The following is a 14,190-nucleotide window of genomic DNA, read 5'->3' as shown; positions in this document are numbered from 1 at the left end:
AACGCAAACAGGCAGCACTGCAAAGTGCCGCCTGCGCGCTCAACAGCATAGATGCATCGGGCGAGATCACTCGCTCGACAGCAGGTCCATGGTGTGTTTATCCATCATTTCCAATGCACGGCCACCGCCGCGAGCAACGCAGGTCAGCGGGTCTTCGGCAACGATCACCGGCAGACCTGTTTCCTGGGCCAGCAACTTGTCGAGGTCACGCAACAAGGCGCCACCACCGGTCAGTACCAGGCCACGCTCGGCGATGTCGGAAGCCAGTTCCGGAGGCGATTGCTCCAGCGCACTTTTCACAGCCTGAACGATGGTGGCCAGGGACTCTTGCAGAGCTTCCAGCACTTCGTTGGAGTTCAGGGTGAAGGCACGTGGAACGCCTTCGGCCAGGTTACGGCCACGAACGTCGACTTCACGCACTTCGCCGCCCGGGTAGGCCGTACCGATTTCCTGCTTGATGCGCTCGGCGGTGGATTCGCCGATCAGGCTGCCGTAGTTGCGACGCACATAGGTGATAATCGCTTCGTCGAAGCGGTCGCCGCCAACACGAACGGATTCGGCGTACACCACACCGTTCAGGGAGATCAGCGCGATTTCAGTGGTACCGCCACCGATATCGACGACCATTGAACCGCGTGCTTCTTCAACCGGCAGGCCGGCACCGATCGCGGCAGCCATCGGCTCTTCGATCAGGAACACTTCACGTGCACCGGCACCAAGGGCCGATTCACGGATGGCACGACGCTCAACCTGGGTGGATTTGCACGGAACGCAGATCAGCACACGCGGGCTTGGCTGCAGGAAGCTGTTTTCGTGAACCTTGTTGATAAAGTATTGCAGCATCTTTTCGCAGACGCTGAAGTCGGCAATCACGCCGTCCTTCATCGGACGAATGGCAGCAATGTTGCCCGGCGTACGGCCGAGCATACGCTTCGCCTCGGTGCCGACAGCAACGACACTTTTCTGGTTACCGTGTGTCCGAATAGCCACAACCGATGGCTCATTCAGGACGATACCGCGCTCGCGCACGTAAATAAGGGTGTTGGCAGTGCCCAGGTCAATGGAAAGATCGCTGGAAAACATGCCACGCAGTTTCTTGAACATGGGAAAGGGACCCTAGGCAACGCGTGGGTAAAAAAGTGCGGCAAACTCTAACAACGACAGGGATTTTGGGCAAGGCGCCAATATGTTAAATTGGCCGCTTTTCTGTGCACCAACCCCCACAATCGCGGCCTTATGACCGTAGAAATGCGGTAGTGTTCCGACAATCTAACACACGGACGCCGTCCGTTCTGTTTTCCACTGGAGATTCCCATGGCGCTTGAACGCTCCGACGTGGAAAAAATCGCTCATCTGGCCTGCCTTGGCCTCAATGATGCCGATCTTCCACACATTACTTCAGCCCTGAACAGCATTCTCGGGCTGGTCGACGAAATGCAGGCGGTCAATACCGACGGTATCGAGCCGCTCGCCCACCCACTGGAAGCCAGCCAGCGCCTGCGTGCAGACGTCGTGACCGAGACCAATCATCGCGAGGCCTACCAGTCCATCGCACCAGCGGTCGAAAACGGCCTGTACCTGGTTCCGAAAGTCATCGACTAAAGGGAAAGAGCCTGCAATGCATCAATTGACTCTGGCCGAGATCGCCCGCGGACTCGCCGATAAAAAGTTTTCTTCCGAAGAGCTGACCAAAACCCTGCTGGCGCGTATCGCCCAGCTCGATCCGCAGCTCAACAGCTTCATCAGCCTCACCGAAGACCTGGCGCTCCAGCAGGCGAAAGCCGCTGACGCACGCCGCGCCAAAGGTGAGAGCGGCGCCCTGCTCGGCGCGCCGATCGCCCACAAAGACCTGTTCTGCACCCTGGGCATCCGCACCAGCTGTGGCTCGAAGATGCTCGACAACTTCAAAGCCCCGTACGACGCCACGGTCGTTGCCAAACTGGCGGCTGCCGGCGCAGTGACCCTGGGCAAGACCAACATGGACGAGTTCGCCATGGGGTCGGCCAACGAGTCGAGCTACTACGGCCCGGTGAAAAACCCGTGGAACCTGGAATACGTTCCGGGCGGTTCGTCCGGTGGTTCGGCTGCAGCCGTTGCCGCTCGTCTGTTGCCGGCAGCCACCGGCACCGACACCGGCGGCTCGATCCGCCAGCCTGCCGCACTGACCAACCTCACCGGCCTGAAACCGACGTACGGTCGTGTTTCGCGCTGGGGCATGATTGCCTACGCGTCCAGCCTCGATCAGGGCGGCCCTCTGGCTCGCACCGCCGAAGACTGCGCGATCCTGCTGCAAGGCATGGCCGGTTTCGACCCGCAAGATTCCACCAGCATCGACGAGCCAGTGCCTGATTACAGCGCCAGCCTCAACGGCTCGCTGCAAGGCCTGCGCATCGGCGTGCCCAAGGAATACTTCGGCGCCGGCCTCGACCCGCGCATTGCCGATCTGATCCACAACAGCATCAAGGAGCTGGAAAAGCTCGGTGCCGTGATCAAGGAAATCAGCCTGCCGAACATGCAGCACGCGATCCCGGCGTACTACGTGATCGCCCCGGCGGAAGCGTCTTCCAACCTGTCGCGTTTCGACGGCGTGCGCTTTGGCCATCGCTGCGAGAACCCGAAAGACCTGATCGATCTGTACAAGCGTTCCCGTGGCGAAGGTTTCGGCCCGGAAGTGCAGCGCCGGATCATGGTCGGTGCCTACGCGCTGTCGGCCGGTTACTACGACGCTTACTACTTGAAGGCGCAGAAGATCCGTCGCTTGATCAAGAACGACTTCATGGCAGCCTTTAATGAGGTCGACATCATCCTCGGCCCAACCACGCCGAACCCGGCCTGGAAGCTCGGCGCCAAAAACAGCGACCCGGTGGCTGCGTACCTGGAAGACGTCTACACCATCACCGCCAACCTCGCGGGTCTGCCGGGCTTGTCCATGCCTGCCGGTTTCGTCGATGGCCTGCCGGTCGGCGTGCAATTGCTCGCCCCGTATTTCCAGGAAGGTCGCCTGTTGAACGTTGCCCATCAGTATCAATTGAACACTGACTGGCACACCCGCACCCCAACCGGCTTCTGAGGAGAAACACATGCAATGGGAAGTCGTGATCGGGCTGGAGATTCATACCCAGCTCACCACCCGGTCGAAAATCTTTTCCGGTAGCTCCACCACGTTCGGTTCCGAGCCGAACACCCAGGCCAGCCTCGTTGACCTCGGCATGCCTGGCGTACTGCCGGTGCTGAATCAGGAAGCCGTGCGCATGGCCGTGATGTTCGGCCTGGCGATCGATGCCGAGATCGGCCAGCACAACGTGTTCGCCCGTAAAAACTATTTCTACCCGGATCTGCCGAAGGGCTACCAGATCAGCCAGATGGAGTTGCCGATCGTCGGCAAGGGCCACCTGGACATCGCCATGGAAGACGGCACGATCAAACGTGTCGGCGTCACCCGTGCGCACCTGGAAGAAGACGCCGGTAAAAGCCTGCACGAAGAGTTCAACGGCGCCACCGGCATCGACCTGAACCGTGCCGGCACGCCGCTGTTGGAAATCGTCTCCGAGCCGGACATGCGCAGCGCCAAGGAAGCCGTGGCCTACGTCAAGACCATCCACGCGCTGGTGCGTTACCTGGGCATCTGCGACGGAAACATGGCCGAAGGCTCGCTGCGTTGTGACTGCAACGTGTCGATCCGCCCGAAAGGCCAGGTTGAATTCGGCACGCGCTGCGAGATCAAGAACGTCAACTCGTTCCGCTTCATCGAGAAGGCGATCAACAGCGAAGTGCGTCGTCAGATCGAGCTGATCGAAGACGGCGGCAAAGTGATCCAGCAGACCCGTCTGTACGATCCGAACAAGGACGAAACCCGTCCGATGCGCAGCAAAGAGGAAGCTAACGACTACCGTTACTTCCCCGATCCGGATCTGCTGCCGGTGATCATCGAGGACTCGTTCCTCGACGAAGTACGCGCCACGCTGCCGGAATTGCCACCACAGAAACGCGAGCGCTTCCAGGCGCAGTTCGGCCTGTCGGTGTATGACGCCAGCGTCCTGGCCACCAGCCGCGAGCAAGCCGATTACTTCGAGAAAGTCGTGAGCATCAGCGGCGACGCCAAGCTGGCGGCCAACTGGGTGATGGTTGAACTGGGCAGCCTGCTGAACAAGCAAGGCGTTGAAATCGACCAGTCGCCGGTCTCGGCCGAGCAACTGGGCGGCATGCTGCTGCGCATCAAGGACAACACCATCTCCGGCAAGATCGCCAAGGTGGTGTTTGAAGCGATGGCCAACGGCGAAGGCAGCGCGGACGAGATCATCGACAAGCGCGGCCTCAAGCAAGTGACCGACAGCGGCGCGATCTCGGCGGTGCTGGACGAAATGCTCGCGGCCAACGCCGAGCAGGTCGAGCAATACCGCGCGGCAGACGAAGCCAAACGCGGCAAGATGTTCGGCTTCTTCGTCGGCCAGGCCATGAAAGCCTCCAAAGGCAAGGCCAACCCGCAACAGGTCAACGAACTGCTGAAAAGCAAGCTCGAAGGCTGATGAGCATGGAGCCAGATTTAAAGCCTGGCTCCGATCCCTGTGGGAGCGAGCCTGCTCGCGATGACGGCAGCACATCCAACATTGATGTGTCAGACAGCCCGCCATCGCGAGCAGGCTCGCTCCCACATTTGTATGTGGATACCTTTAAATGAAGCGTCTACTGGGTGCCTGCGCCCTGCTCGCTCTGCTGGCCGGTTGCGCCAGTAACGACGTCATCGACCCACACGGCTACGACAAGACCGGTACGGCGTCCTATTACGGCGCCAAACACCAAGGCAAACGCACCGCCAGCGGCGAGCGTTTCAACAAGAATTCCCTGACCGCCGCCCATCGCCAATTGCCGTTCGGCACGCGGGTGAAGGTCACCAATCTGAATAACGACAAGTCCTGCGTGGTCCGAATCAACGACCGCGGGCCGCACACCCGCGGGCGCCTGATTGATCTTTCACACGAGGCCGCCGAACAACTGGGTATGCTCCGTAGCGGCACCGCACGGGTTCGCGTGCAAGCCCTCGACGATTAACAGACGGAGCCCCGACCATTTTCGGACTTGCCGATTTACCCCTGATCAGCCTGATTGAGTTGCTCGGCGGCCTGCTGTTGCTGATCGCCGGTGCCGAACTGATGGTCCGTGGCGCCGTGCGCCTGGCGGCGCGCTTGCAGGTGCGGCCGCTGATCATCGGGCTGACCATCGTCGCCTTGGGCAGCAGCGCACCGCAGATGGCGGTCAGCCTGCAAGCCACCCTGGCGCAAAACGCCGACATCGCCGTCGGCAGTGTGATCGGCAGCAGCATCTTCAACATCCTCGTCACCTTGGGGCTTTCGGCGCTGATCATTCCGCTGCGGGTTTCACGGCAACTGGTGCGCCTGGATATTCCACTGATGATCGGCGCCAGCCTGCTGGTGTTTGTATTGGCGTGGAATGAAGAGCTGACCCGCATGGACGGCATCGTTCTGCTGGCGGCCCTGGCGCTGTACCTGGGCTTGTTGCTGCGCCAGTCGCGGCACTCGACCCGTCCGCCCTCCCACGACGGAACCCCCCAGGCACCGTGGTTCAGCAGCGTGCTGATGATCGTCGCCGGACTGGCGATGCTGGTCTACGCCGGCCATTTGTTGCTGGGCGCCGCCGTGGCGGTTGCGACCGATCTGGGTCTGTCGGAGCGGGTCATCGGCCTGACCATCGTCGCCATCAGCACCTCCCTGCCGGAACTGGCCACCTCATTGATCGCGGCCTTGCGCGGTCAGCGGGACATTGCCGTGGGTAACGTGATCGGCAGCAACCTGTTCAACCTCCTGGGCGTACTCGGCCTGACCGCGCTTGTCGCCCCCTCGCCGCTGTCGGTCTCGCCCAATGCCCTGGATTTCGACCTGCCGGTGATGCTCGGTGTGGCGGTGCTGTGCCTGCCGCTGTTCTACACCGGTTACCGGGTGACCCGCGCCGAAGGTCTGCTGTTTTTGGGGTTGTATCTCGCTTACGGTCTGCACGTGGTGTCGTTCACCACCGGCATGCCCCTGGCCGGCAAGCTTGAACACTTGATGCTGTTTTTCGTCCTGCCGGCGCTGGTGGCGTTTCTGCTGTTCACATCGCTGCGCGCCTGGCGTCGCCAACACCACAAGAGGGAAATGCCATGACTGACAACAAAAAGCCTGGTGTAGAAGTCCGCCGCCAGGTGATGGGCGATGCGTTCGTCGACCGCGCACTGGGCAATGCCACTGAGTTCACCCAGCCGCTGCAGGACTTCGTCAATGAACACGCCTGGGGCGCCGTGTGGAACCGCGAAGGCCTGCCGCTGAAAACCCGCAGTCTGATCACCCTCGCCGCGCTGACGGCGTTGAAGTGCCCGCAGGAGTTGAAAGGCCACGTCCGCGGCGCGCTGAACAACGGCTGCACCGTGGAAGAGATTCGCGAGGCGTTGCTGCATTGCGCGGTGTACGCCGGTGTGCCGGCGGCGATTGATGCGTTTCGGGCGGCGCAGGAAGTGATCGACAGCTATCAGAAGCCTGAGTGAGTCTTCAAAAGTTGTGGTGACAGGACTGGCGCCTTCGCGGGCAAGCCTCGCTCCTACAGGGCGAGGCTTGCCAGCCCTGGACACCAGCGAAAATCCCGACGCTAGATCCACTCCCCCCACTGCAACAAAAAGATTCCGACATTGGTGGTGACCGCCGCCATCAACGTGGTGATCACGATGATCGCCGCCGCCAGTTCATGATTGCCGTTGGCCTGGCGGGCCATGACAAAACTGGCCGCGGCGGTCGGGCTGCCGAAGTACAGAAACAGAATCCCCAACTCAGCCCCGCGAAATCCCCAAAGCCATGCCCCCAACGTCGCCAACACTGGCAAGCCGATCATCTTCACCAGACTTGAGCTGAGCGCCATCTTGCCGCTTTTGCGCAATGCCGCCAGTGATAGCGTGCCGCCGATGCAGATCAACGCCAACGGCAACGTGGTTTGCGCCAGGTACTGGCCAGACGTTTCCAGCCATCCCGGCAAGCCGATCTTGAAATAGGCAAAGGGCGCCGCCGCCAACACGCTGATGATCAGCGGGTTGACCATCACGCTTTTGCAGATGCTCCACGGATCGGACTTGATCACCGGGCTGTACACCGCCAGCACAATGGTCGAGAGCGTGTTGTAAAACAGGATCACCAGCGCCGCGAGAATCGCCCCGAGAGAAATCCCGTAATCGCCGTACATGCTGGCCGCCAACGCAAGGCCGATGACTCCGTTGTTGCCGCGAAAAGCGCCTTGGGTATAAATCCCTCGATCTTCACGCGGGCACTTCCAGATCGCCCAGCCCCAGGCGATGGCAAAACACGCCAGGGTGGCCAGCGAGAAGTAGATCAGCAGCGCCGGTTGCAACGCGGCGTGCAGGTCGGCATGCAGGATGCCTAGAAACAGCAGCGCCGGCATGGTGACGTTGAACACCAGGGCCGACGCGGTGTGGATGAAGTTGTCGTTGATCCAGTCGATGCGCTTGAGCAACACCCCTAGAAACAGCATGGCAAACACCGGCGCGGTGATGTTCAGGGTTTCGAGGAAGATAGCCAGCATGCCGGGGGGAACCTTGGGTGGGCGTCGTTAGGGGGCTAATGATAAGCGACTGGGGACCTTTGCGTGTGAGAGAACGACTTCGCTGACATGGTCACGTCCTGCACTGATTTTCTATAAATCCCACTGATTTCGAGCTGATATTTATGTGGACCGTTCGTCGCTACTGTCAGATCTGACAGTAGCCAATGCTTAGTCATCGGGCACTTAATAATCCCGCAAATAAAACAAATTACAGGAGTAAAAAATATGTCAGTTAAATCAACAGGCGATAAATTTTCAGGCGCTTCAAAAACCGGTACTGTCTCAGAGAACAAGGAGGACTGGGAAAGAGAACCCCTCCAGTCTTTTTTGTTGCAACTACCCGTGCAATTCAGTAACAATTTAATCGTTACTGTCGAAGATCAACCGGACGATAAAACGTCAGGAATAGTAAAAGCTCCCGATGGGGCGGGCTTCGGCGATAAAAGTCTATATTTGCCAAGTGGTTCCAGATTGAAACTTTCATTTGGAAACTATGTGAATAGCCTGAGGTTCCAGATCAAGGCAGCTGGCGGCAATGAAAGTGGTACTGCCTATATTATTGCAATGAAGAAAGAAGAAGTCGTATACGGCGCCCCTATCAGTTCCGAAGACAAAGCGTTCGAAATTGCAGAAATACCCTTTGACGTACTATTGATCGCCGGCTTTTCTGGCAAATTATCCGTGACCGCTGGCAACCTTTATCTGGATAATCTGGCGTGGTCATTAGTTTAGTCTGAGGCATCCATAAAAAGCTAAAAGCACCGCATTAACACTTGATCGACAAGGTATTTAGGGTGCTGATCGAAAGCCATCCTCCATTGCTACTGACGATCAGTAATCGCTGTAGCGATGGAGAGGCGGCGCGCCTTATCTGCCGGTGAACTCTACTTGGGTGATCGCATTCCGAGTCGAATCCAGCATAGTTCACCCAGCGCTATCTCATGTTATCGGCGCCGGGTTGAACAGGGTGATGTCGTTATGCAGTTTGTGCTGCTCGGCCCACGTCTGCTTCTTGCCGCTCGCCACGTCCAGGTAGTAGTGGAACAACTCCCACCCAAGGTCTTCAATCGAAGCGCGTCCGGTCGCAATACGCCCGGCATCGATGTCGATCAGGTCCGGCCAGCGCTGTGCCAGTTCGGTCCGGGTCGATACCTTGACCACCGGCGCCATCGCCAAACCATAAGGCGTGCCGCGCCCGGTGGTGAACACATGCAGGTTCATCCCCGCCGCCAACTGCAACGTCCCGCAGACAAAATCACTGGCCGGGGTCGCGCAGAAGATCAGCCCTTTGCGCTTGAAGCGCTCGCCAGGGCCGAGCACGCCATTGATCGCACTGCTACCGGATTTGACGATCGAGCCCAAGGACTTTTCGACAATGTTCGACAACCCGCCCTTCTTGTTGCCCGGCGTGGTGTTGGCGCTGCGGTCCGCCTCACCCTTGGCCAGGTAACGGTCGTACCAGTCCATTTCCCGCACCAGTTCCTGAGCAACCTCCTCAGTTTCCGCGCGGGAGGTCAGCAGATAAATCGCGTCGCGCACCTCGGTAACTTCGGAAAACATCACCGTCGCGCCAGCGCGCAACAACAAATCAGAGGCATAACCCAGCGCAGGGTTGGCGGTGATGCCGGAAAACGCATCGCTGCCGCCGCACTGCATGCCCAGGATCAGCTCGGACGCCGGCACAGTTTCCCGGCGACGCTGATCGAGCTTCTTCAAACGGGTCTCGGCCAGCGCCATGATCTGCTCGATCATCTCAGTGAAACCGTGACTCGAATCCTGCAAGCGGTACAACCACGGCTCGCTCAAATCCACCGAGCTGTCGCCCTCGTGCATCACCTGCCCGGCCTGCAATTTCTCGCAGCCCAGGCTGATGACCAAGGCTTCGCCACCCAGGTTCGGGTTGCGCGCCAGATTGCGTACGGTGCGGATCGGGATGTACGCGTCAGTGGCAGTGATCGCCACCCCGCAGCCGTAGCTGTGGGTCAGCGCCACCACGTCATCGACGTTCGGGTACTTGGGCAGCAATTCATCCTTGATGCGCTTGACCGCATGGTCGAGCACGCCGGTCACGCACTGGACGGTCGTCGTAATCCCGAGAATATTGCGCGTGCCAACGGTACCGTCGGCGTTGCGATACCCCTCAAAGGTGTAACCGTCCAGCGGTGCCTGGGCCGCAGGCACTTCGGTGGACAGCGGCAGGCTGTCCAGCGGTGGCGCGGTGGGCATGCGCAGTTGATCTTCCTTGACCCAGCTGCCGCGCGGAATCGGCTGCAACGCATAGCCAATGGTCTGGCCGTAACGAATCACCTGGCCGCCTTCAGGAATGTCCTCGAGGGTGACTTTATGGCTCTGCGGCACGAAGTCCACCGTCACCAGGCCATCTGGAAACTCGGTACCGGCCGGTACGCCTTGGTCGTTGACCACGATCACGACGTTGTCCCGCTCGTGCAGGCGGATGTAGCGCGGCGAGTCGGAATGTTCAATCAACTGCATGACGCCGCTCCTCAGGAATGCGCTTGAGACAATTTGTTATTGGTTTCAGGACCGCTGACTGGCGGCTCTTTCAGCACCACACGTTTGATCGGACCGACGATCACCAGGTAGCTGAACACTGCAACCAGTGCGTTGCAACCGACAAACACCAGCGCCCATTTGAACGAACCGGTGGAGCTGATGATGTAGCCGATCACGATCGGGGTGGTGATCGAAGCGATGTTGCCGAAGGTGTTGAACAGGCCACCGCTCAGGCCGGCAATCTGTTTCGGCGAGGTGTCGGACACCACCGCCCAACCCAGCGCACCCACGCCTTTGCCGAAGAAGGCCAGGGCCATGAAGCCGACGACCATCCACTCAACATCAACATAGTTGCACGCCACGATGCTGCTGGAGACCAGCAAACCCGCGATGATCGGTGCCTTGCGAGCGAAGGTCAGGGAATGGCCCTTGCGCAGCAGGTAATCGGAAATCACCCCGCCAAGCACCCCCCCGATAAAGCCGCAGATCGCCGGCAACGAAGCAATGAAACCGGCCTTTAGGATGGTCATGCCGCGTTCTTGCACCAGGTACACCGGGAACCAGGTCAGGAAGAAGTACGTGATGCCATTAATGCAGTACTGGCCCAGATACACGCCGAGCATCATGCGGTTGGTCAGCAACTGGCGAATGTAGTCCCACTTCGGACCGTCGCCTTTTTTGCCTTTGCCTTTGTCCTGGTCCATGTCGACCATGCCGCCGTTGTCGGCGATGTGCTTGAACTCGGCGTCGTTGATCATTGGGTGCTGGCGCGGGCTGTAGATCACCTTCAGCCAGATCCCCGAGAAGATGATGCCGATCACGCCCATGACGATAAACACGTGCTGCCAGCCGAAGCTGTAGACGATCCAGCCCATCAGCGGTGCGAACAACACGGTGGCAAAGTACTGCGCCGAGTTGAAGATCGCCGAGGCCGTGCCGCGTTCAGCCGTCGGGAACCAGGCCGCGACGATACGGGCGTTACCCGGGAAGGATGGCGCTTCGGCCAGGCCCACCAGGAAGCGCAGCATGAACAGCGCAACCACTGCGGTGGACATGCCGAATTCGCCGACATAGCCCTGCAGAACGGTGAACAGCGACCAGGTGAAAATGCTTAGCGCGTAGATCTTTTTCGAGCCGAAACGGTCCAGCAGCCAGCCACCGGGAATTTGCCCGGCCACGTAAGCCCAACCGAATGCAGAGAAGATGTAACCGAGGGTGACCGCGTCGATGCCGAGGTCTTTTTGCAGGCTGGAGCCCGCGATGGCGATAGTGGCCCGGTCGGCGTAGTTGATCGTGGTCACCAGGAAAAGCATGAGCAAAATCAAATAGCGGACGTGAGTCGGCTTGGTCGCTTGCATGTACATGTACTCCCACTGATTATTTTTATGCGCGGGTGAATCTTTGGTTTTTCTGTGGGAGCAAGCCTGCTCGCGATGGTGGTCAACGATGACGCGGGGCATCAGGTTTACCGTCGCGTCCTCAAGACCTTCGCGAGCAGGCTCGCTCCCACAGAGGGTGTTGCGTTACGAACCGATGTAGCTGGTCTTCACGACCGTGTAGAACTCTTGCGCGTAGCGACCTTGCTCGCGGGAACCATAGGATGAACCTTTACGCCCGCCGAATGGAACGTGGTAATCCACGCCCGCCGTCGGCAGGTTGACCATCACCATCCCGGCCTGGGAGTGGCGCTTGAAGTGGTTGGCGTACTTCAGCGACGTGGTGGCGATGCCCGCTGACAGACCGAATTCGGTGTCGTTGGCCATGGCCAGCGCGGCGTCGTAATCGGCGACGCGAACGATGTTCGCCACCGGGCCAAAGATCTCTTCACGGCTGATGCGCATCGCAGCTGTGCTGTCGGCAAACAGCGTTGGCGCGAGGTAGTAGCCTTCGGTGTCGCAAGTCACCAAGCCACCGCCGCTGACCAGACGAGCACCTTCGGACTGGCCAATGTCGATGTACTTCATGTCCTGTTCAAGCTGCGCTTGCGAGACGACCGGACCGATGTCGGTGCCGGTTTTCAACGCGTGACCGACCTTGATCGACTTCATGCGCTCGGCCATGGCTTCGACGAACTTGTCGTGAATCCCGGCGGTGACGATGAAGCGGCTCGACGCCGTGCAACGCTGACCGGTGGAATAGAACGCGCTCTGCACCGACAGCTCGACCGCTTGCTTCAGGTCGGCATCGTCGAGAATGATCTGCGGGTTCTTGCCACCCATTTCCAGCTGAACCTTGGCCTGACGCGAGACGCAACTGACGGCGATCTGACGACCGACACCGACAGAACCGGTGAAGCTGATGCCGTCGACTTTCGGGCTCTGCACCAGCGCATCGCCAACCACGCGACCGCTGCCCATCACCAGGTTGAAGACGCCGGCCGGGAAGCCTGCGCGGGAGATGATTTCCGCCAGCGCCCAGGCGCAACCCGGCACCAGATCGGCCGGTTTCAGCACGACGCAGTTGCCGTAGGCCAGGGCCGGGGCGATTTTCCACGAAGGGATCGCGATCGGGAAGTTCCACGGGGTGATCAGGCCAACGACGCCCAAGGCTTCGCGAGTGACTTCGACGTTCACACCCGGGCGCACCGACGGAAGATAGTCACCGGACAGGCGCAGGCACTCACCGGCGAAGAACTTGAAGATGTTACCGGCGCGGGTCACTTCGCCGATGGCTTCAGGCAGGGTCTTGCCCTCTTCCCGGGCCAGCAAGGTGCCAAGCTCTTCGCGGCGGGCGAGGATTTCGGTGCCGACTTTATCCAGTGAATCATGGCGAGCCTGAATGCCCGAAGTCGACCAGGCCGGAAACGCAGCGCGAGCGGCGTCGATGGCGGCGTGGACCTGGGCCAGATCAGCCTTGGCGTAGTCGCCGATGGTGTCGGTCAGTTCGGACGGGTTGATGTTGGCGCAGTAATCACTGCCCGCCACCCATTCACCGTTGATGTAGTTATCGAAACGCTTTGTATCAGCCACAACAATCTCCTCACGCAAAAGGCCGCTGATTGCTCAGCGGCCTTATTAATCGGGTGTGTTACTGCGCACCTTGCTTGTCGATCAGCGCGGCCAGAGCTTCGTACTCTTCTGGCAGCAGATCGGTCAGCGGTGCACGCACAGGACCTGCGTCATAACCGGCAATTTTTGCCCCGGCCTTGACGATGCTCACCGCATAACCGGCTTTGCGGTTACGGATGTCCAGGTACGGCAGGAAGAAGTCGTCGATGATCTTGCCAACGGTGGCGTGATCTTCGCGGGCAATGGCGTGGTAAAAATCCATCGCCGTTTTCGGGATGAAGTTGAACACCGCCGAGGAGTAGACCGGTACGCCCAATGCCTTGTAAGCAGCGGCATAGACTTCAGCGGTCGGCAAACCGCCCAGGTAGCTGAAGCGATCACCGAGGCGGCGACGGATCGATACCATCAACTCGATATCGCCCAGGCCATCCTTGTAGCCGATCAGGTTCGGGCAGCGCTCGGCCAGGCGTTCCAGCAATGGCGCGGTCAGGCGGCAGACGTTGCGGTTGTAAACCACCACGCCGATGTTCACCGATTTGCACACGGCTTCAACGTGGGCGGCAACGCCGTCCTGGCTGGCTTCGGTCAAGTAGTGCGGCAGCAGCAACAAGCCTTTGGCGCCCAGGCGCTCGGCTTCCTGTGCGTATTCGATGGCCTGGCGAGTCGAACCGCCCACACCAGCCAGAATCGGCACGCTGTTTTCGCAGGTGTCGACGGCGGTCTTGATGATTTCCGAATATTCGCTGGCCGCCAGAGAGAAGAACTCACCGGTGCCGCCTGCGGCGAACAACGCCGTGGCGCCGTATGGGGCCAGCCATTCGAGACGCTTGATATAGCCCGCGCGATGGAAGTCGCCCTGAGCATTGAAATCGGTGACCGGGAAAGACAGCAGGCCAGAAGAGAGGATGGACTTCAGTTCTTGTGGATTCATTATTCGAACACCCTGGGTAGCAACGTTTGTGTGAGAAAAGCGTTCAGCCTGTGGCCGAGTTGTAGGTCATCGTACAACTTAAATAATAACCGTCAACTGCATTTCATCGTCGCGCCTGGAAATTTGTGTCGGAAGGGG

The 14,190-nt window shown here is 59.6% G+C and carries 13 protein-coding genes; 7 read left to right on the top strand and 6 right to left on the bottom strand.

Annotation, left to right across the window (positions count from 1 at the left end; translation table 11 throughout):
• Positions 1–66: 66 nt before the first annotated feature.
• Positions 67–1,104 (bottom strand): rod shape-determining protein MreB, encoded by a 1,038-nt coding sequence (mreB, locus tag HP062_RS25680; protein WP_002555108.1) that lies wholly within the window; start codon positions 1,102–1,104, stop codon positions 67–69.
• Positions 1,105–1,314: 210 nt separating this feature from the next.
• On the opposite strand from mreB, the gene gatC reads away from it, so the two are divergent.
• The 6 genes from gatC (at position 1,315) to HP062_RS25650 (ending at position 6,535) form a co-directional block, all read left to right on the top strand.
• Positions 1,315–1,602, top strand: a complete 288-nt coding sequence (gene gatC, locus HP062_RS25675; protein ID WP_007901429.1) for an Asp-tRNA(Asn)/Glu-tRNA(Gln) amidotransferase subunit GatC — start codon at positions 1,315–1,317, stop codon at positions 1,600–1,602.
• A 16-nt stretch (positions 1,603–1,618) separates the two neighbouring features.
• A complete protein-coding gene (gene gatA, locus HP062_RS25670; RefSeq protein ID WP_077747416.1) occupies positions 1,619–3,070 on the top strand; it encodes an Asp-tRNA(Asn)/Glu-tRNA(Gln) amidotransferase subunit GatA in 1,452 nt (483 codons plus the stop codon).
• Between the two features lie 10 nt (positions 3,071–3,080).
• Positions 3,081–4,526, top strand: coding sequence for an Asp-tRNA(Asn)/Glu-tRNA(Gln) amidotransferase subunit GatB (gatB, locus tag HP062_RS25665; RefSeq protein ID WP_172792265.1), 1,446 nt, complete (start codon positions 3,081–3,083; stop codon positions 4,524–4,526).
• A gap of 148 nt (positions 4,527–4,674) precedes the next feature.
• A complete protein-coding gene (locus HP062_RS25660; protein ID WP_102594410.1) occupies positions 4,675–5,049 on the top strand; it encodes a septal ring lytic transglycosylase RlpA family protein in 375 nt (124 codons plus the stop codon).
• 50 nt (positions 5,050–5,099) lie between these two features.
• The gene (locus HP062_RS25655) at positions 5,100–6,158 is read left to right on the top strand and encodes a calcium/sodium antiporter (RefSeq protein ID WP_077747414.1); all 1,059 of its coding nucleotides are present in this window, start codon (positions 5,100–5,102) and stop codon (positions 6,156–6,158) included.
• Complete coding sequence (locus tag HP062_RS25650) at positions 6,155–6,535, top strand: carboxymuconolactone decarboxylase family protein (RefSeq protein WP_010463373.1); 381 nt, start codon at positions 6,155–6,157, stop codon at positions 6,533–6,535. The genes HP062_RS25655 and HP062_RS25650 overlap by 4 nt, the downstream gene beginning before the upstream one ends.
• 101 nt (positions 6,536–6,636) lie before the next feature.
• On the opposite strand, the gene HP062_RS25645 is transcribed toward HP062_RS25650, so the two are convergent.
• On the bottom strand, positions 6,637–7,578 hold the full coding sequence (locus HP062_RS25645) for an AEC family transporter (protein ID WP_010463375.1): 942 nt from the start codon (positions 7,576–7,578) through the stop codon (positions 6,637–6,639).
• 246 nt (positions 7,579–7,824) lie between these two features.
• On the opposite strand from HP062_RS25645, the gene HP062_RS25640 reads away from it, so the two are divergent.
• Entirely contained in the window at positions 7,825–8,331 is a 507-nt protein-coding gene (locus HP062_RS25640; RefSeq protein ID WP_172792264.1) for a hypothetical protein, read from the top strand.
• Between the two features lie 207 nt (positions 8,332–8,538).
• On the opposite strand, the gene garD is transcribed toward HP062_RS25640, so the two are convergent.
• The 4 genes from garD to kdgD form a co-directional block, all read right to left on the bottom strand.
• Complete coding sequence (gene garD / locus HP062_RS25635; RefSeq protein ID WP_010463378.1) at positions 8,539–10,092, bottom strand: galactarate dehydratase; 1,554 nt, start codon at positions 10,090–10,092, stop codon at positions 8,539–8,541.
• A gap of 11 nt (positions 10,093–10,103) precedes the next feature.
• On the bottom strand, positions 10,104–11,471 hold the full coding sequence (locus HP062_RS25630) for an MFS transporter (protein ID WP_010463380.1): 1,368 nt from the start codon (positions 11,469–11,471) through the stop codon (positions 10,104–10,106).
• A 165-nt stretch (positions 11,472–11,636) separates the two neighbouring features.
• Complete coding sequence (locus HP062_RS25625; RefSeq protein ID WP_010463382.1) at positions 11,637–13,082, bottom strand: aldehyde dehydrogenase family protein; 1,446 nt, start codon at positions 13,080–13,082, stop codon at positions 11,637–11,639.
• A gap of 58 nt (positions 13,083–13,140) precedes the next feature.
• On the bottom strand, positions 13,141–14,052 hold the full coding sequence (kdgD, locus tag HP062_RS25620; RefSeq protein WP_010463384.1) for a 5-dehydro-4-deoxyglucarate dehydratase: 912 nt from the start codon (positions 14,050–14,052) through the stop codon (positions 13,141–13,143).
• Between the last annotated feature and the right edge of the window lie 138 nt (positions 14,053–14,190).

The sequence above is a fragment of the Pseudomonas sp. B14-6 genome (assembly GCF_013260315.1).
GTDB classification, from domain to species: Bacteria; Pseudomonadota; Gammaproteobacteria; order Pseudomonadales; family Pseudomonadaceae; genus Aquipseudomonas; species Aquipseudomonas mandelii.
This window is presented reverse-complemented; position numbering and strand designations above follow the sequence as displayed.

Bases quoted from the DNA above. Each gene is read 5' to 3' on its own strand.
- HP062_RS25640 (WP_172792264.1), top strand. From the start codon at position 7,825: ATGTCAGTTAAATCAACAGGCGATAAATTTTCAGGCGCTTCAAAAACC.
- HP062_RS25650 (WP_010463373.1), top strand. From the start codon at position 6,155: ATGACTGACAACAAAAAGCCTGGTGTAGAAGTCCGCCGCCAGGTGATG.
- gatA (WP_077747416.1), top strand. From the start codon at position 1,619: ATGCATCAATTGACTCTGGCCGAGATCGCCCGCGGACTCGCCGATAAA.
- HP062_RS25645 (WP_010463375.1), bottom strand. From the start codon at position 7,578: ATGCTGGCTATCTTCCTCGAAACCCTGAACATCACCGCGCCGGTGTTT.
- gatC (WP_007901429.1), top strand. From the start codon at position 1,315: ATGGCGCTTGAACGCTCCGACGTGGAAAAAATCGCTCATCTGGCCTGC.
- kdgD (WP_010463384.1), bottom strand. From the start codon at position 14,052: ATGAATCCACAAGAACTGAAGTCCATCCTCTCTTCTGGCCTGCTGTCT.
- garD (WP_010463378.1), bottom strand. From the start codon at position 10,092: ATGCAGTTGATTGAACATTCCGACTCGCCGCGCTACATCCGCCTGCAC.
- HP062_RS25660 (WP_102594410.1), top strand. From the start codon at position 4,675: ATGAAGCGTCTACTGGGTGCCTGCGCCCTGCTCGCTCTGCTGGCCGGT.
- gatB (WP_172792265.1), top strand. From the start codon at position 3,081: ATGCAATGGGAAGTCGTGATCGGGCTGGAGATTCATACCCAGCTCACC.
- HP062_RS25630 (WP_010463380.1), bottom strand. From the start codon at position 11,471: ATGCAAGCGACCAAGCCGACTCACGTCCGCTATTTGATTTTGCTCATG.
- mreB (WP_002555108.1), bottom strand. From the start codon at position 1,104: ATGTTCAAGAAACTGCGTGGCATGTTTTCCAGCGATCTTTCCATTGAC.